Source organism: Fibrobacter sp. UWH1 (assembly GCF_002210365.1).
Taxonomy (GTDB): domain Bacteria; phylum Fibrobacterota; class Fibrobacteria; order Fibrobacterales; family Fibrobacteraceae; genus Fibrobacter.
Genome location: NZ_MWQG01000013.1, coordinates 1 through 23,930 on the forward strand (window position 1 = coordinate 1; position 23,930 = coordinate 23,930).

20 protein-coding genes are annotated in these 23,930 nt (G+C 51.4%); 17 read left to right on the plus strand and 3 right to left on the minus strand.

Annotated features, from left to right (window positions below):
* Positions 1-313 precede the first annotated feature (313 nt).
* Positions 314-907 carry a hypothetical protein gene (locus tag B7992_RS07610; RefSeq protein ID WP_139258292.1) on the plus strand — a complete coding sequence of 198 codons (594 nt, stop codon included), beginning with the start codon at positions 314-316 and terminating at the stop codon, positions 905-907.
* A 29-nt stretch (positions 908-936) separates the two neighbouring features.
* On the opposite strand, the gene B7992_RS07615 is transcribed toward B7992_RS07610, so the two are convergent.
* Positions 937-2,070: an acyltransferase gene (locus B7992_RS07615; RefSeq protein WP_088665961.1), complete on the minus strand. Its 1,134-nt coding sequence runs from the start codon at positions 2,068-2,070 to the stop codon at positions 937-939.
* A gap of 45 nt (positions 2,071-2,115) precedes the next feature.
* Between B7992_RS07615 and B7992_RS07620 the strand changes: the two genes are divergently transcribed.
* Positions 2,116-3,441, plus strand: coding sequence for a GntR family transcriptional regulator (locus B7992_RS07620; protein ID WP_073158700.1), 1,326 nt, complete (start codon positions 2,116-2,118; stop codon positions 3,439-3,441).
* A 197-nt stretch (positions 3,442-3,638) separates the two neighbouring features.
* On the opposite strand, the gene B7992_RS07625 is transcribed toward B7992_RS07620, so the two are convergent.
* Positions 3,639-4,304 (minus strand): MBL fold metallo-hydrolase, encoded by a 666-nt coding sequence (locus B7992_RS07625; RefSeq protein WP_088665962.1) that lies wholly within the window; start codon positions 4,302-4,304, stop codon positions 3,639-3,641.
* A gap of 66 nt (positions 4,305-4,370) precedes the next feature.
* Between B7992_RS07625 and B7992_RS07630 the strand changes: the two genes are divergently transcribed.
* The 14 genes from B7992_RS07630 (at position 4,371) to B7992_RS07695 (ending at position 21,113) form a co-directional block, all read left to right on the plus strand.
* Positions 4,371-5,177 carry an alpha/beta fold hydrolase gene (locus B7992_RS07630; protein ID WP_088665963.1) on the plus strand — a complete coding sequence of 269 codons (807 nt, stop codon included), beginning with the start codon at positions 4,371-4,373 and terminating at the stop codon, positions 5,175-5,177.
* 98 nt (positions 5,178-5,275) lie between these two features.
* Positions 5,276-6,607, plus strand: a complete 1,332-nt coding sequence (locus tag B7992_RS07635; RefSeq protein WP_073158717.1) for a fibronectin type III domain-containing protein — start codon at positions 5,276-5,278, stop codon at positions 6,605-6,607.
* Between the two features lie 111 nt (positions 6,608-6,718).
* Positions 6,719-7,822 (plus strand): VWA domain-containing protein, encoded by a 1,104-nt coding sequence (locus tag B7992_RS07640; protein ID WP_073158720.1) that lies wholly within the window; start codon positions 6,719-6,721, stop codon positions 7,820-7,822.
* Between the two features lie 167 nt (positions 7,823-7,989).
* Complete coding sequence (locus tag B7992_RS07645; RefSeq protein ID WP_073158723.1) at positions 7,990-9,018, plus strand: VWA domain-containing protein; 1,029 nt, start codon at positions 7,990-7,992, stop codon at positions 9,016-9,018.
* A 178-nt stretch (positions 9,019-9,196) separates the two neighbouring features.
* Positions 9,197-9,880 (plus strand): DUF4956 domain-containing protein, encoded by a 684-nt coding sequence (locus tag B7992_RS07650; RefSeq protein ID WP_073158725.1) that lies wholly within the window; start codon positions 9,197-9,199, stop codon positions 9,878-9,880.
* Between the two features lie 10 nt (positions 9,881-9,890).
* Positions 9,891-10,955, plus strand: a complete 1,065-nt coding sequence (locus tag B7992_RS07655) for an HlyD family secretion protein (RefSeq protein ID WP_073158728.1) — start codon at positions 9,891-9,893, stop codon at positions 10,953-10,955.
* Positions 10,956-10,997: 42 nt separating this feature from the next.
* A complete protein-coding gene (locus tag B7992_RS07660) occupies positions 10,998-12,377 on the plus strand; it encodes a hypothetical protein (protein ID WP_088665964.1) in 1,380 nt (459 codons plus the stop codon).
* A 1-nt stretch (position 12,378) separates the two neighbouring features.
* Positions 12,379-13,209, plus strand: a complete 831-nt coding sequence (locus tag B7992_RS07665; RefSeq protein WP_073158733.1) for a polyphosphate polymerase domain-containing protein — start codon at positions 12,379-12,381, stop codon at positions 13,207-13,209.
* A 38-nt stretch (positions 13,210-13,247) separates the two neighbouring features.
* Positions 13,248-14,897 carry a lamin tail domain-containing protein gene (locus B7992_RS07670; RefSeq protein WP_176421884.1) on the plus strand — a complete coding sequence of 550 codons (1,650 nt, stop codon included), beginning with the start codon at positions 13,248-13,250 and terminating at the stop codon, positions 14,895-14,897.
* Between the two features lie 174 nt (positions 14,898-15,071).
* Positions 15,072-16,895 carry a TolC family protein gene (locus B7992_RS07675; protein WP_088665966.1) on the plus strand — a complete coding sequence of 608 codons (1,824 nt, stop codon included), beginning with the start codon at positions 15,072-15,074 and terminating at the stop codon, positions 16,893-16,895.
* 37 nt (positions 16,896-16,932) lie between these two features.
* Complete coding sequence (locus B7992_RS07680; RefSeq protein WP_073285418.1) at positions 16,933-17,931, plus strand: HlyD family secretion protein; 999 nt, start codon at positions 16,933-16,935, stop codon at positions 17,929-17,931.
* 18 nt (positions 17,932-17,949) lie between these two features.
* Positions 17,950-19,128, plus strand: a complete 1,179-nt coding sequence (locus B7992_RS07685; RefSeq protein ID WP_141099788.1) for an ABC transporter permease — start codon at positions 17,950-17,952, stop codon at positions 19,126-19,128.
* Positions 19,129-20,319: an ABC transporter permease gene (locus tag B7992_RS07690; protein WP_254917649.1), complete on the plus strand. Its 1,191-nt coding sequence runs from the start codon at positions 19,129-19,131 to the stop codon at positions 20,317-20,319. It abuts the gene before it with no gap.
* A gap of 77 nt (positions 20,320-20,396) precedes the next feature.
* Positions 20,397-21,113: a zinc metallopeptidase gene (locus B7992_RS07695; RefSeq protein WP_073234439.1), complete on the plus strand. Its 717-nt coding sequence runs from the start codon at positions 20,397-20,399 to the stop codon at positions 21,111-21,113.
* Positions 21,114-21,433: 320 nt separating this feature from the next.
* Here the strand turns inward: B7992_RS07695 and B7992_RS07700 are convergent, their stop codons facing one another.
* Positions 21,434-23,212: a ScpA family protein gene (locus B7992_RS07700; protein ID WP_088665968.1), complete on the minus strand. Its 1,779-nt coding sequence runs from the start codon at positions 23,210-23,212 to the stop codon at positions 21,434-21,436.
* Positions 23,213-23,302: 90 nt separating this feature from the next.
* Between B7992_RS07700 and B7992_RS07705 the strand changes: the two genes are divergently transcribed.
* Positions 23,303-23,875, plus strand: a complete 573-nt coding sequence (locus tag B7992_RS07705) for an FISUMP domain-containing protein (RefSeq protein ID WP_083538092.1) — start codon at positions 23,303-23,305, stop codon at positions 23,873-23,875.
* Positions 23,876-23,930: the final 55 nt, after the last annotated feature.

Genomic DNA, 23,930 nt, shown 5'->3' on the forward strand with positions numbered 1-23,930 from the left:
TGCATAATACGAAATGTGAGTCCGTAGAACTTTTACATGGGAATGTATGTGTGCAATAGTAGCCTTGAGCCATGAACACATGGGAATGCATAATACGAAATGTGAGTCCGCAGAACTTTTACATGGAAATGTGTCGGTGTAATAGTAAATTAGCGGAACTTTTTGTGCGCTTGTATACAAATGGTGGATTTTGGTAAATATAAAGTATGATTAATTTATGCAAATGTTGAGCATAAGCTTTTTCTATATTTTGAGTAAATGAAGGTTATGGAGCATGAATCATAAAAAGATTAATTACTTTAGTGACATGGGGATGATTTCTTTTTTGAAGCAACATCTTGAAATTAGTGAGGGCGCAAAGATGATTACCAATCCCTTGCTTACCCATGCTGTTCAAAACTATGTAGCGCAAGTTTCTGCGTTGTCCAAAGTTATCCTGGTTCCCAAGAATTTGAATCTTGCTCAATGCCGTTGGAATATTGTAAATGCATATAAAATATGTCGACTGGGCGTAAAATCGCTTGCCCGCTATAATAGCTCTAAACACAAGGAACTGGTGTCTACTCTTGTAGAAGCCTTTGATGATGCCGTGTGGGGGTATCGTGTCGTAGAAGTGAAAGCGACCATTGTAAATGCGGTGCGGATCGCGTCTGCCATTCCCATGGAAAAGCTGAAGGAAGTGGCCATGGATGAACGGGTGGCTACCTTGCTGCGGGAATATAATCAATATGTTCAGTGCCGTAAGGCCCTGGATAACAACACCTCAAAAAAGAATAGCACCGAGTACGCCGTGTCTCGCAAGAACTGCCTTGTCGCTTACAGATGCTTATTTGAACAAGTAGAAAACCTAAGTAAAATCGGTGACCCCGACAGCAAAAAATTCATGGCCTGGCTAAGAGCACTGTAGATTAGATATGAGTTACGAGATATGAATTCTCACTTAATGCTCAGGCTTTCCTTGACGGTTGTCTTTTCCTTGCCGATGACTTTGTAGAGTTTGCAGCGGAACAGGGGAATGGCTCCGATTGAGAATGCGGTTACGATCAGGATCGAGAGGTAGGCGATAATAGGTTTGTCCAGCTGAGGCTTGAATACGGTTCGCAACACCAGCAGCGCCCACCAGTGAACCGCCAGGATGATCAGGGCGTTCCGGGAGATGTTCCGCAGGATTCCCTTGACGATGCGCAGGACGTTTACATCCGGCAGTTTTGAAAAAAGTTGGAAGGCCCCGATCAGCGTCAAAATACCAAAAATGGAACTCAATATGAACTGGGGCAAATCTTTTCCCAGGTCGTTGTTCATGATGCTGAACCAGGGATCTGGCTTTTCAAAATAGATGTAGAGGGCTAGTGCCGCAATCGTTAAAAAGAAAGTCAATAGGGAATGCTTGCTTAACTTCTGGATGGCTTCCTTACAGAGGTTGCCCAGGGCGAAGAAGGCAAGGCAGGTCAGGTCACGTTCGATTCCCAGGGGCAGGCGGATGTGGTTTTTGAAAAGCAACCAACCAGCGATTAAACTGCTTGCGGCAACGGCGGCTACAATTATTTTCTGAAGGACTGGATTCTTCGCGTTGCTCAGAATGACGCTGGTTTTTTGTACTCCAAAGAACATCAGGCTGATGGAATACAACGTAAATACAAACCAGATAGGTCCCGACCCGATGCAGGATTTCCCCGCCACGAATATCTTGGCCAGGTTCCATCCTACATAATCCTTGAGGGTGTGGATTTCGGGCCGGATTGTCAATACTTGCATCTTGGGGGCTCGGGGGAACCAGTCAAAGTTCCATACCACAGGATCTAGGGCCAGGAACAGCAGCGAAAGCCAGATGTAGGGGAGGAGCAGCACTTCGGTCTTGTGGAGGGCGTAGCTCTTGAAATCCTTGAATCGGCGGGTACTGAACAGCACCCCGGAAATAAAGAAGAAGGCGGACATGCGCATGGCGCTCAGGTGCAACATCCCGAAGTCGATATTCTTGAAGGACTGTTCCACATGGAATAGGCACACCAGTAACAGGACGAATCCCTTGAACTCGTCAATCCACAAAATTCTTCCCTTGCTCTGCTGCATGCTCGTATAAATTTATTATAGTTTAGGGTGAAAGAGGGAATAGACATGCTAATTGAAGACGTAAAGAAGTCCATTGCCGCAGCCGGTTTTAACGATGGCGACAAGATGCCGTCGGTTCGTAAGATGGCTGCCCAGTTGGGGCTTTCTACCGCTACCGTCCACAAGGCCTATAGGGAACTTTCGGACGAGGGCTTTATCAAGTCTTATCAGGGCAAGGGCTGTTTCTGGGGCGATCTGCCCGTGGCCATGTCGGTTCCCAAGAGCGATACCAATTCCGTAGTGGAAGCCCAGTTCGCCAGAGACCTGGAAGCGGGATTCCTGAATGCCTTCGAACGTTTGCCTTCTATTAAGGAACTGTCGATCCGCTACAAGGTTTCGCCCTACAGCGTCAAGAATTTTTTAAGCGCCCAGGTGGCCCGCGGCGTGCTGCGCCAGGTGGGGGCCAAGTATTATTTTAACGAAGAACGTCCGGTCGGATTTTCCAACTACATTATTTTCGTCCACCGTTCCGATGAACATGGCCATTTTAGGATCGATGCGGAACGTGAATCCGAAGTATTCCGCATGATGTCCCAGTTTGCAGCGGAACAGAAAATCGCGGTGCATTTCGTAGGCTATCACGAATCCAGCGATACCCTGTTTGCTTCGGATGGACGCCCCTTTGTTCCCAGGGATGACGTTCACTGTCTGGGTGCATTCCTGTCGACCTGGCTGGTGTTCAATCCCTCGAACCTGTTCAATCATTTTGCAAAGTTCACGGGCCCCATTTCGGTGTGGTGGGAGTATTCCCCCAATGATGTTCCCAAGACGACACAGAACCGAAAGAAGTGGGCGTTCTACAATGTGGCCTTTGGTAAGGAAGCGGGCGTTATCGTGGCGCAACACCTGAAGTCCAAGGGCTTGCAGAGGGTGCATTTTATTTCGCCCTTCCATAACAGCTTCTGGTCTAAGGCCCGAATGGAAGGTTTGGAAATTTCTGGATTGGAAGTTTTGCCTTTGGTGGATGACCGCTTTGCCAGTCCCTTTGATATTCCCGATGTGGCCGCCGAAGAGGGCGTCACTCCCCAGGCGTATTTGCGTGCCATGGTGGAACGGCTATTGGATGGGGCGACCCTCAATTCGTTTGTGTGTTCTAACGATTGGGTGGCCTTGACCTTGTTGGACATCTATAGCGACAAGGGCTACCCCCGTCCTTATGTCATCGGCTTCGACGATACCATCGAAAGCTACAAGTACGTTTTCGATTCCCTGGCCTTTAACGTAGAGACCATGGTGAAGGAATCGCTGTACCACATCACCTCTCCCAGCATCTACGCCAACTTCCGCCGACAAATGCAGACCCCCCTGGGGAAAGTGGTTGAGAAGAAGTAAGCAGTGAATAGTGAAGAGATCTTTTGACGTGTCATTCTGAACTTGTTTCAGAATCCCATGAATGTACGAGACCCTGAACGCCTGAAGCCTATCGCCTAGAGAAAATTATCATTTACGAGATATGAGTTAACAACTTAGGCACCGTTGGCGCGATTATCTAGCTCGTCGCTCACGGCTCATCGTTCCCCGCTCTTCGCTCAGAATTGCGATTTTCTTTCTTCTTCGATGGTTGTGCTTGGACCATGGCCGGGGAGTACGATGGTGTCTGGGGGCAGTGTCAACAGCTTGTTCTTGATTCCCGTTACCAGGGCGTGATCGTCGCCTCCGAAAAGGTCGGAGCGTCCGCGGCTTCCGGCGAAGAGGATGTCTCCCGAGAACAGTAGCGGAACCTCGATGCTTTTTGATGGAGCTAACTGCAGTGAAGCCTTTTCGCAGTAGAATGCGACGCCGCCGGGGGAGTGGCCTGCCACGTGAAGGACATGGAGTTTTACTCCGGGGACTTCCACTGTATCGCCCTCGGCGATATAGTCCCCCAGGGCGGGGGCGGGATCCTCAAACGGTAACCCATAAAGTTCGCTTTGTTCTTCCTGCAGATCCAAAAGAAATTCATCTTCCTGGTGGGCTTCTGCCTTTACGCCGTAGGTGCGTTCCACGAAGGCGTTGCCTAGCACATGGTCCAGGTGCAGGTGGGTATTCAGCATCCTTCGCACCGTCAGGTTATTCTCCTTGATGTACTTGTCCAATGTCTGCTGTTCCATTGTGTTTGAAACGCTGGGATCGATAAGGATGGCATCGCCCTGTTCGTTGCTCAATACGAAGCAGTTCACGCCGAACGGATTGAATGTAAAATGCTGAAATTTCATGATGGACCGAAAATAAAAATTTGACGTTCTGAATTTACTATATTTGAGCTCCTTACGGAGGTCGTTATGGCAGAAATCCTATCGGTAAAAACCGAAAAATTTGAAATGGAATATGCTAAGTTTGGTGATGGTCCCAAGACGTTCATCATTATTCCTGGTCTTAGCCTCAAGAATGTGTTGAACTCGGCTTCGTCGGTTGAAGTTGGCTATAAGATTTTTAAGCAGGACTATACCTGCTACCTTTTTGATCGAATCAAGAACCCTCCGGAAGTGTACCCCATTTCGCAAATGGCCGAAGACCTGGCCGAAACCCTCAAGGTCCTCGGAATCAAGGACGCTGACGTTTTTGGTTCGTCACAGGGCGGCATGGTGGCCCAGTACATGGCCATCAACCATCCGGAACTGATCCGTAAGCTGGTACTTGGTTCTTCCTCTTCCCGTGCGGAACCCCGCCAGCTGGAATGTATCGGCGGCTGGACCGACATGGCTATTGAAGGCCGTGCCGAGGAACTGGTGAATTCCTTCATCGACAACTGCTTCAGCAAGGAATTCGTGGATCGCTGGCGCAAGGTGCTGCTGAAAATGAATTCCGGTGTGACTCCCGAAGAAATGCATCGTTTTTCCATTATGTCCGCCGCCTGTGCCGGAGTGGATACTTACGATGACTTGGGCAAGATCAGGTGTCCGGTCTATGTGATCGCTGCCGGTAATGACTCCGTAGTCACGACTGTTGCTTCCGAAAAGATTTTTGCCAAGCTCCAGGCCGAAAACGTCCCCAGCGAATTCTTCATGTATGAGGGGCTGGGCCATGCCGCCTATGACGAAAATCACGAGTATAAGCAAAAAATTCTGGATTTTTTCAGTAAGGCTTAAATCAGGTTTGTGGAATTGACGAAAAGGCAATAAAAATCTTACGCAATATGCTATATTGTATGCGAGTCCAATAGGGGATTTAACCTAAAGAGGAAAATATGAAAAAGATTCTCGTTCCCGCAGCTGCTATTGCTATGCTCGCAGCCTGCTCCGACAACACTGTCGTCAATTCTTTTGAAGAAGCCAAGTGCAAGGGCAAGATTACCCTGTCCGTGATGGATGGCGATGCCAACACTCCGGTCGCTGGTGCTTCTGTCCGCTCTCAGTACAGTGCCGCAACCGAAAAGACTGATTCCAGCGGTTATGTCGTTTTTGACAATAACGATATCGGTGGCTACATCTTCGAAGTTTCCAAGAGCGGTTACGCAACTGTCCGTTCCTATGTCAGCGTCGAAGAAACCGGTGCAAACGACGTGTCCCGCGTTCCTGACGTGGTGCAGACCATTCCCATGTACAAGGCTGGCGTCACCGTTTCCGGTAACGTCTACTACCGCGATGCCGAAACTGGCAACCTGAACCCGGCCAAGAACGTGACCGTGATCCTTTCTTACCCCGAAGCTTCCATCTTCCCGTCTGAAATCGAAATGAAGACTGGCAAGGATGGCTCCTACAAGTTCGAAGACGTGGCCGAAAAGGTTGAGTTTAGCATCGAAACTGTTCAGTCTACCATCGACGAAAAGATCTACATTCCCGAAAATTCCGTTTCCGCTGTGGGTGTCCGTACCGGTTCTTCCAAGGATATGGACATGCTGGTCCTGAAGCGTGACTCCAAGGCTCCTCACTTCCTGAGCAGCAATCTCAGCAAGATGGATACCGACAAGAACATCGAACTGACCTTCTCTACCGCTCTGGATGCAGACTCCCTGCTGAACAACTGGACTGTCAAGCGTAACGGTTATGCTGTTCTTACCACCCAGTCTCTGTCTAAGGACAAGAAGACTGTGGTTATCGAACCGGTTTCCGGTAGCTGGAGCGATGACGCTTCCTACACCGTTAACGGTGTTGCCTACAGCAAGGAAGGTGGCAAGGTTGTCTACTCTGACGTATTCACCATCGGTTCCGTTGCCCTGCCTGGTCAGGTCTCCAACTTGAAGGTCTTTGTGGATACCACCGGCTATGATCCTGAATACGAAGAAGACTATGGCTATAGCGATTCTGAACTCCTGGCCATGATGAACCTGAACCTGACCTGGAAGGCTCCCACTGGTGATGTAGATACCTACGAAATCTACTACAAGACCGACGAATCCAACGATTTCGTCCAGTTCACCTACACGTCTTCCACCAGCTACTCTGAAACTCTGACTAACCTGCCTTCTTCTATCACTTCTGCTGAAAAGGTTTCCTTCTACGTGCTGCCCAAGAACAAGACTGGCATGGCAAACCCCGAAGAAGCAAAGCCCGTAAGCTGGACTGTGGTTAAATTCTAAGCTTTTTTAAGAGCTGATTTTTAAGATAAGGTCTCTCTACGTAAGTAGGGGGGCCTTTTTTTGTATATTATGAACCGCTAAACGAATATTTGATGTCATTTGGAGTTTTTTATGGATATCGGTACCTTGCATTTTCAGAATCCCGAGGCCTTCTGGCTTCTGCTTCTGGTTCCTATTCTTATTGCCTCTTATATCTACCGCAATAGACGCCGCAAGAGTACCATCAAGTTCCCTGCCCTGTCCATCGCCAAGAAGGCGGTCCCCAGCCGTCGTGTCAAGTTCCGCCACATTGTGCCGGCCCTGCGACTGGCTGCCCTCTGCTGTTTTGTTTTTGCCCTGGCCCGCCCCCAGAATGCCATGGAAGTGGAATACACCTCTACCGATGGCGTCGATATCATGCTGACCTTGGACGTTTCGGGCTCCATGGGTACCTTGGATATGTTGACCCGCGCCGAACAGGCAAAACTTGGGGTCATGAATGCCGAACGAATTTTGAAGACCGGAGCCTACTGGAAGTATAGCCGTATGGGGTACGCTCAGGAGGTCATCGCAGACTTTATAAAGAAGCGCCATAGCGACCGTATCGGCCTGTCGGCCTTTGGTTCCCGCGCCATGACCCAGTGCCCCCTGACTCTGGATTACGGGAGCCTTCTTGAAATTCTGGGCGCCAGCGATGAACTGGCCAAGGATTCCGTTATTGCCGGCCGTACCGCTATCGGTGATGGATTGATGAACGCCCTGGCACGACTCGAAAAGTCCGAGGCCAAGTCCAAGGTGGTGGTCCTCTTGACCGACGGTAAGGATAACGCCAGCGTGATTCCGCCAGTTCGTGCCGCCGAAGTGGCCAAGTCCCTGGGCGTAAAGGTTTATACCATTGGCGTGGGTAAGCGCAATGGCAAGATTCTGGCCTTCCAGCAGAACCCCTGGACAGGGGATATTAGCTGGGGCGAACGTGATATTACCCCCGAAGAAGGTATCGATGAAGATGTTCTGAAGGCTGTTGCCCAGAAGACCGGCGGCCGTTTCTACCGCGCCGAGAACAAGGACGAACTTGAAAAGATCTATTCCGAAATCGATGAACTGGAAAAGACAGAAATCGAGACGGTGGCCTATGCCCGCTATGCAGAAAAGTTTTACCCCTGGTTGTTAGTTGGCGCCCTGTTGATCTTGCTGGAACTGCTCCTCGCCAACACAAGATTCGTGAGGATCCCGTGAGGCAGGATTCAGATACAAGATCCTATAATCGCGCCGGAGGCGCTTGGCGTCACCCTGAGGGCGCTCAGGGTCTCGTGCATTCATGGGATTCTGAAACAAGTTCAGAATGACACGTCAAAAGACCTCTTCACTATTCACTGTTCACTATTCACTCTTAACTATTTGCCATGCGTTTTGCTGAACCGATGTTTTTGTGGGGCTTGCTGACCCTCCCGCTGTTTGCCTTGCTCTTTGTGTACGCCTATCACCGTCGCAAGAAGCTGGCTGCCCGCTTTGTCTCTCTTTCCATGCTGCCGAAGCTTTCCACCTCGGTGTCCCCCTGGCGTAGACTTGCCAAGGTGCTGTTGCTGCTGTTGGCCATCGCTTTCTTGTTTGTGGCTCTGGCTCGACCCCAGTGGGGCCGTAAGATGGAACATATTGAACGTCGCGGTCTGGATCTGGTGCTGCTTCAGGATATTTCCCTTTCCATGTTGGCAGAAGACATCAAGCCGAACCGTCTGACCCGCAGCCGTCACGAGATTTCCGCCTTCCTGGAAAGCCTTTCCGGCGACCGCGTCGGTCTGGTGGCCTTCTCCGGCGAAGCCCAGGTCATGGTTCCCCTGACTCTGGATTACGGTACCGTGCAGATGATGCTCCGTGAACTGAATCCCGGCTGGCTCATGCCCGGCACCAATCTGGAAAACGCTATCCGCAAGGGTATGTCGCTGTACAGGAATGCCGGCACTGGTGGCCAGTATTCCGTCATGATCCTTATGAGCGATGGTGAAGAACTGGAAGCTGCCGCCGTGAATGCCGCCAAGGAAGCCGCAGAAATGGGGATCCGCATCTATACCATCGGTATCGGTTCCCGCGAAGGCGTGCCTATTCCCGTGCCCAGCCGCAATGGGGAAGTGGCCTACAAGAAGGACGTCCAGGGTAACATTGTGACTACCCGCCTTGAAGACGGAACCCTCCAGGAAATCGCCAGCGTCACCGGCGGCCTGTATTTCTATGCCAGTCCCGGTGAGTTCCAGCTCCAGAAGGTGCTGACCGAAATCGCATCCCTCGAAAAGAAGGAACAGGCCAGCGACCGTATGGAAAACTACCAGGACCGTTACCAGATTTTCCTGGGTCTTGCCGCCCTCCTCTTCTTGATCGAGGCTCTCGTATCCGAACGAGGCGGACGTAAAAAAATGCAAATAGGGCGTTTTAACTGATTTTTTAGATTATATTACGGTTGGTGTTTGAAAAATTGAGGTGATTTATTCCCGAAAATGGCCTCAAAGGTGCTGTTTGGTTTGCTTTGTTCAGCCGAATTTACACAAAAACCCTTAAATTTAGGGCTTAAAAAGGTAAATTATGGGGGCAAAAATACAGTAAACCAACGGAGTCTTTATGTTAGACCTTTTAGCTGTCCAGTCCGGCACAGCCAACGCTTCTCTGATTACTCTGGCCTACACTCTTATTCTGGCCTTTATTCTTTCTTCCGTTATTGCCTGGACTTACGAAAAGACCTTCCTTGGCCTGTCCTATTCCCGTAATTTTGTTCAGGGTATCGTCCTGAGTTCTGTGGTGGCCGCCATGGTGATGTCTGCCATCGGTGATAACGTAGGACGTGGTCTTGGTATGATGGGTGCCCTTTCCGTGGTTCGCTTCCGTACCAGCTTTAAAGACCCCCGCGACATCATGTTCATTTTCGCTTCCCTGGGCGCCGGTATCGGTTGCGGTGTGTACGCCTGGGGTGCTGCAGCCGGCGGTACCTTGGCCTTCTGCGCTGTAGCTTTCCTCCTTTCCCGTACCGGTCTGGGTACCAAGCACTTCTTTGACGGCATGCTCCGCTTTGCTATGCCCAATGAATCCGCTCCCCGTCAGGCTATCGAAGATATCATGCGCAAGAACATCAAGACCTACGTGCTCATTACCATGCGCGAGGTTGATGGCGGTGCCCGTGTGGATTGCGCCTACCAGGTCCGTCTCCGTGCCAACCGTCCTGCTGCAGAGATCCTGAAGGAACTTTCTGCTGTAGAAGGCATTTCTGACATTAGTTTCATGATGCAAGACGCCACCACGGAAATGTAAGGGGTAAAAGATGTCTAAGATTGAAGAAATTCTCGATAACTTCTGGAACACCCACAAGACCAATCCCGGTGTGGCCCACGTCTACAAGTACAAGCTGCTCTACGCCTGGTGCCTGAGCATTCTGGTGGTGATTGTCCTGGGTATGGTTTACCAGGGCAAGGCTACCATGTTCCAGGGTATTGCCGAAGCTGACGAAACTACCATCAGTGTTCCTAGCGCTACTGAAATTGTGAAGGTCCATGTGGTTCCTGGCCAGGCCATCAATGCCGGCGACACCATCGTCCAGCTGAACCGCCCCGACCTGACTTTGCGCATTAACGAAGTGACCCGCGAGCTTGACGCCCTGGAAGGCCGCAGCAATCTTTCTACTGCAGAAATCGACCAGAAGGTGGCCGAAGTCAAGGCAACTCTCGCTACCCGCAGCTTGACCCTGAAGGCCGAAATCCGTAACCTTGAAACTGAATACAAGAAGAACAAGGAAATCGCCTCTAAGCTGAAGAGCCTCAAGAATTCTAACGGCGACAGCGATGGCAACGACGCCATGGCCATGCAGATCAAGAGCCTGAAGAACGAACTGGCAGTGGCCCAGGCCAACGCCAACGAACAGATCAAGTTGCTCAAGAGCAGCGGCCGCCTCCAGAAGACTACCGGTAAGAATGAAGCCGAAAACCTCCGCAAGGAACTGGCTGAACTCCAGAAGGAACAGGAAGAACTGATCCAGGTCGCCAAGGAAAGCTGGGTTGTAGGTTCCGTGAATGTTCGCGACGGCGAAAAGGTTTCCAGCTTTACTCCCATCGTGACCTTGACTCATAAGTCTCCCACCCTGGTCCGCGGCTACATCCACGAAAAGATGTACCAGCGTATGGACCTGGGCGAAAAGGTAAAGATCCGTACCTTGGGCGGTTCCGGCAAGGCTATCGAAGGTAAGGTTGTGGGTCTTTCCAGCCGTATCGTTCCGTTCCCCACCCGTATGTGGAAGCTGCCCGAAATGCCGATTTACGGTCGCGAAGTGACCATCTCCATTCCGGCAGACAATCACTTCCTCCTTGGTGAAATGGTAACGATTTCTGAATAGTACGTTTTTGAAATAGAACGTTTTGGATAACAGGTTTTTGATATGAAAAAGTTTGGGTTAATTTCTCTGGCTCTTGCCGCATCCGTTTTTGCAGGTCCTCTTACTTGGGAACAGCTGATCAAGTCCGCTGACAATGACCCTCGTTACCAGGCTGCCCAGAAGCGCGCCCAGATGACCGGTGGTGAAAGGAATACCAAGCTTTGGGACAAGCTGGAACTGCGCTACAAGCTTGATGGTTTCAGCTTTGCCCAGCACGACTTTGAACTTCGCATTACCCCCAAGGCTTTTGGCGAAGGTGCCGCTGACCGTGCCCACTGGGACGCCCAGGTCCAGTATCAGAATGCCCGTCTGGCCGAAGACCGTGGCGTGCTGATGTATGACCGTTATGAACGCGCCATCCATTACCTGATGCGCCTCCGCCTGAACAAGCTGACCAAGGAACAGTACCAGGTGAATGCCGACCGTATCGAGGTGATGCACCTGAAGTCCGGTTCTGCAAGCTTTAATCCCCAGGACCTGATGACCGCCCTCGAAAAGGAAGCTTCCCTCAGGGCTGAACTCATTAGCGACAGTACTTCCCTGATTAACGCCGAGGCAAAGCTCCGCCTGTGGGTGCCCGACTTTGATGGCGTGGAACTGGATTCCTCCTGGCTCCCCACCATGGAAGAAGTGGAAAAGGAAATTCAGGAAGGCATTACCGTAGACGAAAGCTTCCCGCAGATTGCCAAGGCTCTGGGCAAGAAGAATTCTGAAACTTCCAAGGCCAAGCAGGATGTGGCTTCGGGCCGCGACTATATTTCCCATGTAGGTATCGGCTACTCCATGAAGGTGGAATCCCTGATGGAGAAGTATAAGGATCTTGATGCCTATGATGTATTCTCGACAGGTTCCTATGCAGATTACAGGGACGAATTTACAAGCCAGACAGGCTGTACCTCTCAGTTGAACTGTACTTCTACGGCTAGCGTTCTTGTTCCCGATTATGACAACCGCAAGACTGCAGACAAGTTCTTCTTGAATGTGGGTGTCCGTCTGCCGTTCTTCGACAGCAACAAGGATAGCGAATTGCGCTACCAGGTGGCTGAACTGGATGCCGAAGGGGACTACATGGATGTGGTCCGTTCCGTGAACCAGAAGGTGACCAAGATTGTAGAAGAAATTAACGCTCTCATTGCCCAGTGGAAGGTCCAGAAGGAATTTGTGGAACAGGTGAATGCCGGCTCTATCTTTGAACAGTTTGCAAAGAATGCCGGTTCCGACCCGCTGCTGTTGCTGCGTGCCCGTGAAAGCGGTATCGAAAGCGATATGCGCGCCATCAAGCTTGAAACCGAAGTGCTGAACCGTTATCTTGAATTGCTGATGTATGCCGGTGTGCTTTCCCAGGAAGGAACCATGAATCATCTGCAGAAGGGCCTGAAGTAATATGGCAGAAGCCCGCGGTTTTAGCCTTCTCGAACGCTTCGAGCTGAAGTACCACATTCCTGTGGAATGGGCCGACAAGATCGGCGCCTTCATTGCTCCCTATTGCGAAGAGGACTATTACTCCAAGATTACGCCCGGTGGATTTTACTGGATTACCAACCTGTACCTGGATTCTCCCACGTGGACTTTCCTGGGTTGGAAGAAGAAACAGTTGCTGGACCGCTTCAACATGCGTATTCGCACTTATGGTGAACACCCTGCTCAGGATGGGACGTTCCACTTTGAGGTAAAGCGCAAGATCAAGAGTATCTGCTATAAGAGCCGCGCCACCATCAAGGGAATCAATCCAGGCGAAGTTTGGCATATGAAGCCTGAGGAATGGCCCTGCAAGACCGACAAGGATCGTAAGTATCTGAAGGACTTTCTGTATAAGACAGAACTGCATGGCGCTCACCCCCGTCTGTTGACCCAGTACAAGCGTCGCGCCTGGTTCGGCCTTCGCGAGGAATATTCCCGCGTGACCATCGATACCGGCATGCGTTTCCGCGAAGAGAACGGTTTTGACTATACGGTGGACCCCCATTATATGCAGACCACGGGAATTCCCAGGTTCTTCTTGCCGGGCTGTGATGCGGTTCTGGAACTGAAGTGCCCTTGTTCCCAGGTTCCTTATTGGATGATCGATTTGATTCGGTTCCTGAACCTTAAACAGGGTGGATTCTCCAAGTTTGGAAATGCTGCGGCTGAATGGCAGAGACTTTATGAAAATCCCCGCCGTTTCAAGACCCCTTATTGGACCAAGCTGGGCCAGACCCTAGAAGAAAATTTGTAATATAGACCAAATAGTTTTATAAAAAGAGGATGTCTCCTATGGATATCAAGAAACTTATTTTGACCGGTTCCTGCGTGGCTGCCATGGGCATGTTCAGCGCCTGTTCCGATGATAGTGCTTCCGCTGAACCGGAATCTAGTTCCAGCGTTCAGATGATCACTTCCGTAGACGATAACGGAAACGAAGTCCTGGTGCCTGCATCTTCTGCAAGTGCTCCTACTTCAGCTGGTTCCGATGTCCTGGTGTCTAGCTCCGCATTGAGCGACAAGGATGAACCTCAAATGGCCTGCTCCGAAATCATGTACAACGCTCCGGATGGCTCCTACCTGGAATGGGTGGAAGTCTATATCGCTGGCGGTATGGACATGGACAACATGCAGGACTTCTTGCTGCACCTGAGCGGCGACGTGTCTTTCGACTTCCCTGCTGAACCCTTGAAGAAGGGTGAGTATGTGGTGGTGACCAACGATATTGACAAGTTCAAGGAAACTTACCCCACCTTTACGGGTCGTGTCTTTGGTAACATGACCGGCAAGATGGTTAACGAAGGTGGCGTGGTGAATGTGAAGGTCCGTGGTGAAGGTGACGTTACCTGCGCCTTCAGCAGCGAACCTCCTTGGCCCAGCCTGGCCGATGGTAAGGGCCGTTCCCTGGTCTATACCGGTGGCATTGCCGCCCAGTCTGTTTCCTGGTGCGCCAGCGCTGTTGACTATGGCGTTCCTGGTGTAGGCAACGATGCCTGTGTCGATGCCGTGAATACGGTTCGCATTAACGAAGTCAAGCCTTATGACAGCGATGCTGATCATTCCTGGATGGAACTTTACAATTCTGGCTCTGAAGCTGTAGATGTGACTGGATGGAGGGTTCGTGTAAAACGTCGCAACGATACCTTGACCATTAAATCTGGCGTGGTGCCTGCTGGCGGTTATCTTGTTCTGGATGGTGTTGACGATTTTGATAAGGAACTTGTGGTTGCAAAGACTGGTGGTGAAATTTATTTAGACGGTACTGTTACCGGTCAGGAATCCAGCATCTGGATTCCCGCAAGTGAAGGTGTCAGCGGTACGATCGATGTTGCTGACGGTTCCATTGCCCAGGGTCCCCTGGCTAGCGCCACTCCGGGTGAAAAGAATGCCGCTCTGAAGCTGGGTTCCGTCTATATTGATGAAATCCATTACCATCCCGATGATAAGGGAGCTTTGCCCTTTGAATATATGGAACTGGTAAATGCTACTGACGCTGACATTTCTCTTTTCAGCACTACGGTGAATAAGGGCTGGAAGATTGAAGGTATCGGTTTCGAATTCACTTCCAGTAGTGTCATTCCTGCCCATGGCAGGATCCTGTTGATTCCTGAAAAGCTGGAAGATATCTCTATCGATAACTGGGGTCCGGAACTTGTTCGTACCAGCTATGGAGTTCCTGCAGACGTTCAGATTTTCACCTATACCGGTAAGCTTTCTAACCGCGGTGAAACTATCGCTGTGAAGGAACCCTTCTCCAAGGAAGGTGTTGGTGTCGATGCGAAGTTCTTCTACACTTGGCATGACGCAACCCTCTATTCCGATGCATGGGCTGGTCTTACCAGTGCTGACGGCATGGGTTATAGCTTGCAGCGTAAGGATTTGACCACCATGGGTTATGGCCCCTCTGCTTGGACTGCAGCGGAACCGACCCTGGGTAAGTAACGTTCTCCATCTAACTTTTCATTAAAAGTTTGCGGAAACCTAGTGCGGTAAACACTGGGTTTCTTTTTTATTTATTACATAGGTTGTAAGTTTTGTGTAGTAAAAACGTAAATATCGTAAGTTTTGCTTACCTATGTGGTTTACCATAGTCCAGTTTATTATTTTTTACGTGGTATGAATAAGAGCTTGTTTATTGCATTGTCGTCTTGCGCCGTTGCCTTTGCAACGCCTATTTCTCTTGCTGATGCCATTGCCATGGCAAAATCCAGTAACTCCCAGATCAAGGCCGAAAAGGCCAAGGTGGAAATGGCTGAAAGTGGTCAGACCGAGGCTCGTTCCCGCTTCTTGCCCCAGTTGACTTTGACCGCCAGCGTTACCAAGATTAACGATCCCATTACCATTGACTTGAGTTCCTTGCAGGGACCCTTGGCCGATATCGCAGGGACTGCCGCTTATTCCAAGGCTTATATTTCTACATACAGTGCCGCCTACGAAAAGAAATATGGGGAACTGTATGATGGGGCTGTCAAACAGATGATGGCTGCCGGTTTGACGGAGACTCAGGCCAAGGCTCAAGCTAAGACCATTATTGATGAAAAGGCTGGAGATATTTGGAGTGGCGTGGTTTCTAGCAGGGATGCTCACAACGCCGCCGTTCAGCAGGCCGAAACTTACCAGAAGGCCACTTCCGACCAGATCAAGGAATCCAGGGATTTCGAGATGAAGGTTCAGGACGACGTTTTCTTTAACGCTCGTCTGACTGCCATTTGGCCCTTGTTTACCGGTTTCAAGCGCACCGCCGCCTACGACGCCGCCAAGGAAAATGTGACCGCCAAGAAGGCTGCCTTCGACATGGCTCAGAATACGGTCCTGATGGACGTGGCTACGAAGTATTTCACCTTGCGTCTGGCCGAAGAATTGACCATCATGCGAGAGGATACAAAGAAGAATCTGGAAGAACATCTGGAGCGGTCAAAAAAATTGGAAGAGGGCGGCCAGATTAGCAAGGCAGAACGCCTCCGTGCCGAAGTGGCTTTGGCCGAAGCCCAGAATGCTGTTGAAGATTCCTACCGCGATCAGACTCTGGCCCGCATGGCTCTTGCAAGCCTTTTGCATACCGATACCAGCCTGACTGCAACAACTCCGGTTCTTGCTCCCGAGAATATCCATTCCATGGAAGAGTTCAAGGCTTTGGCTTTGGATAAGCATCCCGGTCTCCGTCAGCTGCGTACCGAACGTAAGCGCTCACAGGATGCGGTTAGCGCTGCCCAGGGTGATTATTACCCTATGATCGCCTTGTTCGCCTACAAGGAACTTTATACCAAGGATTTGACTATTCTGGAGCCGGAATGGGCTGTAGGCGCCAAGCTCCAGTGGGATTTGTTCAAGGGTGGCGAAACCCGTTCCAAGGTGGCAAACGCCAAGGCTCTGGATCGCTCCCTGGCCAGCATGGAAGAACAGACCATGGATAATATCAAGCTGCTGGTAGAAAAGCGCTGGCGTGAAATGGAACATGCCAAGAGCCGCCTGGAAAGCTTGAAGAAGACCCGCGAACTTGCAGAAGAAGCTCATCGTAGCCAGACCTTGGCTTACGAGGCTGGCCTTGCTACGGGCCTCGATGTGGTGGATGCTGAACTTTCACTTTCCCGTTTGCAGGTGGCCGATTTGAAGGCTCATTACGATGCCGTGATTGCATGGCTTGGCTTGCTGGAAGCCAGTGGTGAAGTGGGTAACGCCGGAGAGATGATGGCTAACGTTCAGGCTCCTGTTGAACCGGCCAAGGTTTCTGAACCTGTGGCAGCCCCGGCTCAGCCTGTATTGCCTGTAGTTCAGCCCGCCGCTCAGACTGCGGCTCCGGTTGCTGAACCCTCTGTTCCGCCTGCAGAACCTGTTGCAGAAACCGCTGCACCTGTAGCCCCGGCTGCAGAACCTGCTGCAGAAACCGCTGCACCTGTACCCCCGTCTGCTGAACCTGCTGCAGAATCCTCTGCACAGTAAGTTTTACCACGAAGATTTTAGAAATGGAGAATGACAAATGAAGGCTATCAAGTTCTTAGGAAAGTTTTTTGTTGTTGCCGCCCTCATCGCACTGATTGTCCTGGGCGTAACGACTTTGCAGAAGTTCGCTACCGAACCTCGCGATGCCTATTTGCAGGGCCAGATGGAAGCCCGTCGCGTTCTGGTGGCCGGTAAGGTTCCTGGCCGTGTGGAACGTCTGTTCTTCCGCGAAGGGGATATGGTCGAAAAGAATGCCATTGTGGCCATTATCAGCAGCCCTGAAATCGAGGCCAAGAAGATGCAGGCCCAGGGTGCTCTCGGTGCTGCCCGCGCCCAGGCTTCCAAGGCCAAGAATGGTGCCCGCTCCGAAGATATTACCGCCTTGAAGGCCATGGCCGATCGCGCTCAGGATGCCGCCAACTTGGCAAAGAGCACTTACGACCGCGTTCAGAAACTTTATAACGAAGGCGTTCTCCCGCTGCAGAAACGTGACGAGGCTGAAACTCAGATGAAGGCTTCCCAGTCTGCCGCCGATGCCGCCAAGGCTCAGTATGACCAGGCTCTTGCCGGTGCCCGCTCCGAAGATAAGGCTGCCGCCAACGCCCTGGTGCTTCAGGCTAAGGGCGCCAATGCCGAAGTGGATGCCTACCTGGAAGAAACCAAGATCCGCGCTCCCATTGCAGGTGAAGTTTCTGTGAAGCTGGTGGAAGAAGGCGAAGTGGTTGGTTCCGGTATGCCGGTGGTGGCCGTAACCGACCTGGAAGATTCCTGGGCAGTATTCCACCTTCGCGAAGACATGTTGAAGAATGTCTCCAAGGGAAAGGTCTTCATGATGTATATTCCCGCACTGGCGGCTCATATCGATATGGAAGTCAGCTATATCGCTTCTGTGGGTGACTATGCCACCTGGCGCAGCTCCAAGGAAAGTGGCGGTTTCGACTTGAAGTCTTTCGAAGTCCGCATGCGCCCCACCAAGAAGATTGAAAATCTCCGCCCGGGCATGAGTGTCCTTTTCCCCGTGGATCAGATTCAGTAATTCGGCTGGACGGTTCTAGTGTTTCGGAATTTCTTTAGAGCGGTTCGCAAAGTTTACTTCGGCCACAATCTGGTGTTGTGGCTGGTGCTTCTGATTTTGCCTGTAGGAACCTCTGTCTTTATGGTGGATGTGTTCTCGGCGGAAATCCTGCAGCACATTCCCATTGGAATTATCAAGCAGGACCGTAGTCAGCTGGCCGATAAGATCGAGGCCGGATTCAAGGCCAACCCGGTGTTGGATGTGGCCTTGGAATGCCATGACTTTAGCGAATGTGAACACGCCGTTGTAAAGGGTGGCCTTCAGGCTTTCGTGGTGCTGCCCTATGACATGGAACGTCGTGCGCTGCGCCTGGAAACACCGGTGGTTCCCGTTTATTCCAGCGGCCAGAATTACCTGACCAATTCCTTTGCCACCAAGGAAATCCGTACGGTGGTTTCTTCTGTGGGGGCAGGCGTCTTTACCAAGTCCATGGACGACCCGGTTAAGGTGCAGTTACAGTCTGTAGGAAATACCAGCGGAAACTATCAGGGCTTTCTGGGAATGGGGCTTGTGACGGCCATTTTCCATTTGGCAGGTATTCTTGCAGCCGTGTACTTGTTCAGCTTGACTTTCCGTGACCATCGCGTACGTGAATATTTGGCTGCTGCCGGTAATTCCCGCACCATCTTGTGGCTTGCAACAATGCTTCCGCTGGGTGTTGTCCAGTCTTTGGCCATGATCGGTGTCTATGCCTATACCCACCGCTTTATGGCGCCTATGACCTTGGACGAGTTCATTATGACTGCCGGTGGCCAGGTGGCCATGGTGTTTGCCTGTAATGGTGTCGGTGCGGCGTTTGTTGGCCTTACCGGAAACATGCGCATGTCTACCAGTGCGGCTGGCGTGATTGCGGGCCCTGCCTTTGCCTTTGCCGGTCAGACGTTCCCCATTATGGCTATGCCCTTTGCCGTTCGCTGCTTTGCCTTCTGCCTGCCTCTGACTCACATTCTGAAGGTGCAGTCCTGTATGTTGCTTGGGGCTGCAGGAAAGGCTCATGCCTGGAATTCCATCGAGATCCTTTTGGGGATGGCTCTCTTCTGGCATCTGCTTGCAGTTTTCATGCTGTCTACTCGCTGGAAAAAGAGGGCTGAACGTGAACGGGAACTTAACCTGCGCTCCGTAAGCATTATGGGCGACGAGATGGAGGAGGCTAAATAAATGTTTGAATTGTTTGCCCGACTCATCAAGGTTGCCTTTGCTGAATGGAAACTTTTCTACACGGATGCTGCCGCTGTCTTGCTGTTGGTGGTGGCCGGTATCCTGTATGCTTTTTATTATCCCACGCCTTACATGAACCAGACGGTGTCTAAGGTGCCTGTGGCCGTGGTGGATATGGACCATACGGTTATGTCTCGCCAGCTGACACAGATGTCGGCATCGGCCCAGCAGATCGACGTGCGCTATATCTTCTCTGATATGCGTGAGGCGGAAGAAGCTCTTGCCGACGAAAAGATTTACGGCTTCATGGTTATTCCCAAGGACATGGAAAAGACCTTGCGCAACGGCGGCAGTGTGAACGTGAATGTGTTCACCCATGGCGCCTACGTGATGCTCCACGGAAATATCGGAACAGCCTTTACCACTTGTGCCTTGACTGTTGGCGCTACCACCAAGGTGAAGCGAATTGCCTTGGGCAAGAAGGTGCCTGCCGCCAAGGCCATGGCCATGCGCGACCCTACGCCCCTGAGCATCCAGACGTTGTATAACAACACGGGTAGCTATTCCAATTATGTGGTTCCCAGTGTATTGGTGTTGATCTTGCAGCAGACTCTGGTGATCGGTATCTGTGTTCTGGGTGGTGCCCGCGCCCACCGCAAGTTCCGCAAGAAATATCGCGAAGCCGCCGTAGAAAATGAGGAGTTGCCCTACCGCTATTTTGGTCGTTCCCTGGCGTACTTCTTGCACTATTGTAGCTTTATCCTGTTCTACCATTTCGTGGTCTATAATCTGTTTGACTTCCCCCGTCGCGGTCAACTCCTACCTATGATTGCTTTTGCCGTGGTGTTTCTGTTTAGCACCATCAATTTCGGCATGGTGCTTTCCCAGGTATTCCTCCGTCGTGAAACCAGTATGCAGATTTTCCTCTACATGAGTATTCCCATTCTGTTCCTGGCGAATTTCAGCTGGCCCAGTTACCTTGTTCCCAGTTGGATGGTGGGGCTGTCGGCTTTGCTGCCTTCCACTTTTGCGGTACCGGCCTGGCTTAGCATTCAACAGCGTGGTGCCGACATTTACGAGGCTTCGGCCTTGCTGTACCCCCTGGCGCTGCAGGCAGTGTTCTATATGCTGCTGGGGCTGGTGCTAACCCGCATTCGCGACAAGACTCCGCTGAAGACTGGCGACATGTAGCCACTTACGAAAAAATAATGACGCGGGCCGTGTTTATGGAGTCCGCGTTTTGTACATTTAGGGTAGAGGTATAAAATATGATGTTTGATCCCCTATATATGTCCATCCTGGTGGTAACCCTTGCCCTTTCCGGCATTGTTTCGTGGATGGTGAAGTCCCGCTTTAACGCAGGGCAGAAAGTGAATATTTCCAGCGGCCTGACCGGTGCCGATGTGGCCAAGGCGATCCTTATGGATGCTGGCATTACCGATGTGACTGTACATGTGCATCAAGGTTTTCTTTCGGATCACTATAATCCGCTGAACAAGACCCTCAACCTTTCAAAGGAAGTTTTTTACGGCAGGAATGCAAGCGCTGCTGGCGTAGCCGCCCACGAAGTGGGCCATGCTATTCAGCATGCACAGGGGTATTTCCCCCTGTGGCTCCGCAGCTTCATCGTGCCCGCCGCCAACATCGGTTCCAATCTGGGACCGTGGCTTGTGATTATCGGTATCATCCTGATGGGTGCCGGTCGCGCCCTAGGGTACTCCCTGGCTATCGTTGGCGTTCTGCTGTTTGCCATCGCCACTCTCTTTACGCTGGTGACTGTTCCGGTTGAATTTGACGCCTCTGCCCGCGCCAAGAAGGCTCTTGCCCGCATGGACATCGTGGCCCAGGGTCGCGAATACAATACGGTAAGCGGAGTGCTCTTTGCCGCAGGCCTTACCTATGTGGCGGCCGCTGTCGGTTCCATTATGCAGTTGCTGTACTGGGCTTACCGCGCCGGGCTGCTGGGCGGCCGTAGCGACGATTAGCTCGGCATACTGCCGCGACGATTGTTGGCTGCATTCAGTCAAAAATGCTGAAAAATGCGATTCTTACGAACCAAATGGCATATATATCGCTGTTTGGTTCGTATTGTTTTGTATAAAGTAATTGAAATTGGGCGGAAGAATGTCGAAAAATCGCATTTGGGAATGAAAAAGGATTGTGAAATTCTCTAATTCTCAAATTTAAAATGAAATTTTGTCCCAAAATACGGAATTTTATTGTGTATAAACTAAATAACTACTTACCGATGCCGGAGAATTTGTTCGCTTGGTTAGTAGTTTTTCAAATTTCGTGAATTTGAGGATTATTTCTTGCCGAAGTTCTTGGCACTGCGGGTAAGGTAGGCGATATATTCAGCATCGGTCATTTCGTTGCCAGCGAAGATGGGGCCCTCGTCCTCATCTTCTTTTTCGTCTGCGGGTGCCGGGGCCGGTGCGACAGGTGCTGCGGGCGTCTCAGAAACCGGGCGCTCCTCGACAGGCTTGACGGCGGGTTCGGCAGGGGCCTGGGTAGGCTTTGGCATGGGCATTGCCGGGGCTTCGCCCTGACCGCCGTTGTTGTAGAATTCCTGGGCCTTGCGCATGAACTCGGCGAATTCCTCGTCGGACATCTGGGACGGATCGCTGCTTGCGGCAGGCTGTTCTGTCTTTGCGATGGTTGCGTCGGGTTGTTCCGCTGCACTGGCGACAACAGGCTCTTCTGCAGGCTCTTCTTCGTCATCGTCGGCGGAAGTGACTACGACGACGGGGGCGTCATCCTCTTCATCTTCTGCGGTTTCGAATTCATCGCCGTCTTCAAAATCATCTTCAAACTCGCCATCTTCAAACTCGTCGCCAAGGTCTTCGCTTGCGGCAGTTTCGGTTGGCTCGTCGTCTGCGAATTCTGCGAGACGTTCAACGACCGGTTCTTCGATGGACTCGTTGGCGGCTTGTGCCGGTTCTGCGGGCTCGCTAACCATTTCCGCGGCCTGTGCATTTTCCGCGGCCTGTGCATTTTCCGCGGCTTCTGCAGCCGGTGCTGTACCTTCCTGCGGCATGCCGTTCATGGCCTGTTCGGCGGCTTCGTCTGCCTTCATCATTTCGGCGAAGGGATTTTCCTGCACGTCGGACATATCCACCTTGCCTTCCAGCATGGCGGTCAAGTCTTCGTCAGAAACGCTGCGGCCGTTGTTGGTCCACTGCACCGCTTCGCGCATGACAGCGGCCAAGTCTCCCACAGACTGTTCCTGGGAGCGGGCCAATGCCTGGTTACGGATGGCTTCCACAAGGCCGGGCTTGACGTCGGGATCCTTGCTGAAGAACACGGTCTCGCGAGCCATTTCGTCGGCATAATCAGCATTGTTCTTCTTGCGGTAAATCCAGATCGGTCCAAAAAGTTCGCTCTGTCTAAAGACGATTTCGTCGGTCTTGATCATCTCCAGCATAGCCATGAAGGTAACGGCTGCCACGATGGGGTGGGAGTCGTTGTCCAGCAGGTCTTCGAACAGGGCGCGACCATTGACGCTCAGGTAATTGTTGATTGCCTGCTGACGGTCCTGAATGGTGACGTAATCCAGTTCGATGTGGTGGATAGTCTCGGAAATCTTGGTCTTCAGACTCTTCTGATAGGCGCGGAAAAGCTGCCAGATGTTGGCGTCGGCCAGGGTGTCTTCGTCGGACTGGGTCTTTTCGAGACGGCCGCGGGAATAAGTACCGAAGTTGTTGCCTTCCATTTCCTGGAGGCCGCTGGCCACCTGCTTGAATCGCTGGTATTCCAGCATTTCCTTCATGAGGGCTTCGCGGTCTTCGTTGTATTCCGCTTCCATTTCGGGGTCGCGTTCTTCGGCAGGCAAAAGTTCCTGCACCTTCAGCGCCATCAGTCGGCTGGCCATCGACAAAAAGTCGCCTGCCTTGGAAAGGTCCATGCTGGTGGATTCGCTATAGACGTTCACCCATTTCAAGAACTGGTCGGCGATTTCCGCAATGGAAATCTGTTCCAGGGGAACTTCCTTCTTCTGGACAAGGTACACCAGAAGGTCCATGGGGCCGTTGAAGGCTCCAATGCGGACTTCGTAATCTTCCTGTTCCAAAAATTCCTGTTCCATGGAGCGAAAAATGTAGAAAAATCAGAATGGAACGTCTTGCTTTATGGGGTGGATGGAATCTAGATTTATTCAAAGAAAAGGAACTGCTCCATGACCTGGAAACCATCTCGGATTTTGAAGTCTCTGCCCCGCGTCATGGCCGGGGTTTCGTTGCTGACGGCCCTGTGCTTTGCGGGCACCCTTGTAGATAAAAGGGACGGGACGTCATACAAGACCGTCAAACTGGGGAAACAAGTTTGGATGGCGGAGAATCTGAACTTCAAGACTCCGGGAAGCAAGTGCTTTAATGGCGACGACTGCGCCACCTATGGACGCTTCTACCGCTGGAAAGAAGCTCGTGAAATTTGCCCCGACGGCTGGCACCTTCCGGTAAAGGGGGAACTGGATGCCCTTCTGAAGCTTGGTCCCAAGAACCTCCAGTCCGCAAATGGATTCAACCTGAAAGTCACGGGTAGCTTTGGGGGACAGGACGATGTCGTCTACAATGCCGATAATTCCTTTATCTGGAGTGATACCTTTGTAGACGAGTGCGGTGAAGGTGACGAAGGCATCATCGACTGTTCCTACACCTACGTCCTCAGGAATTCCCATTTCGGAATTTCCATCGTGGAAGAATTCTTTGATGCGGATGTGCTCTATTCGGTACGGTGTGTCAAGGATTAGTTTGGACGTCAAATGAAAAAGCCTCCAGGAAAAATCCTGGAGGCTTCTTTGCAAA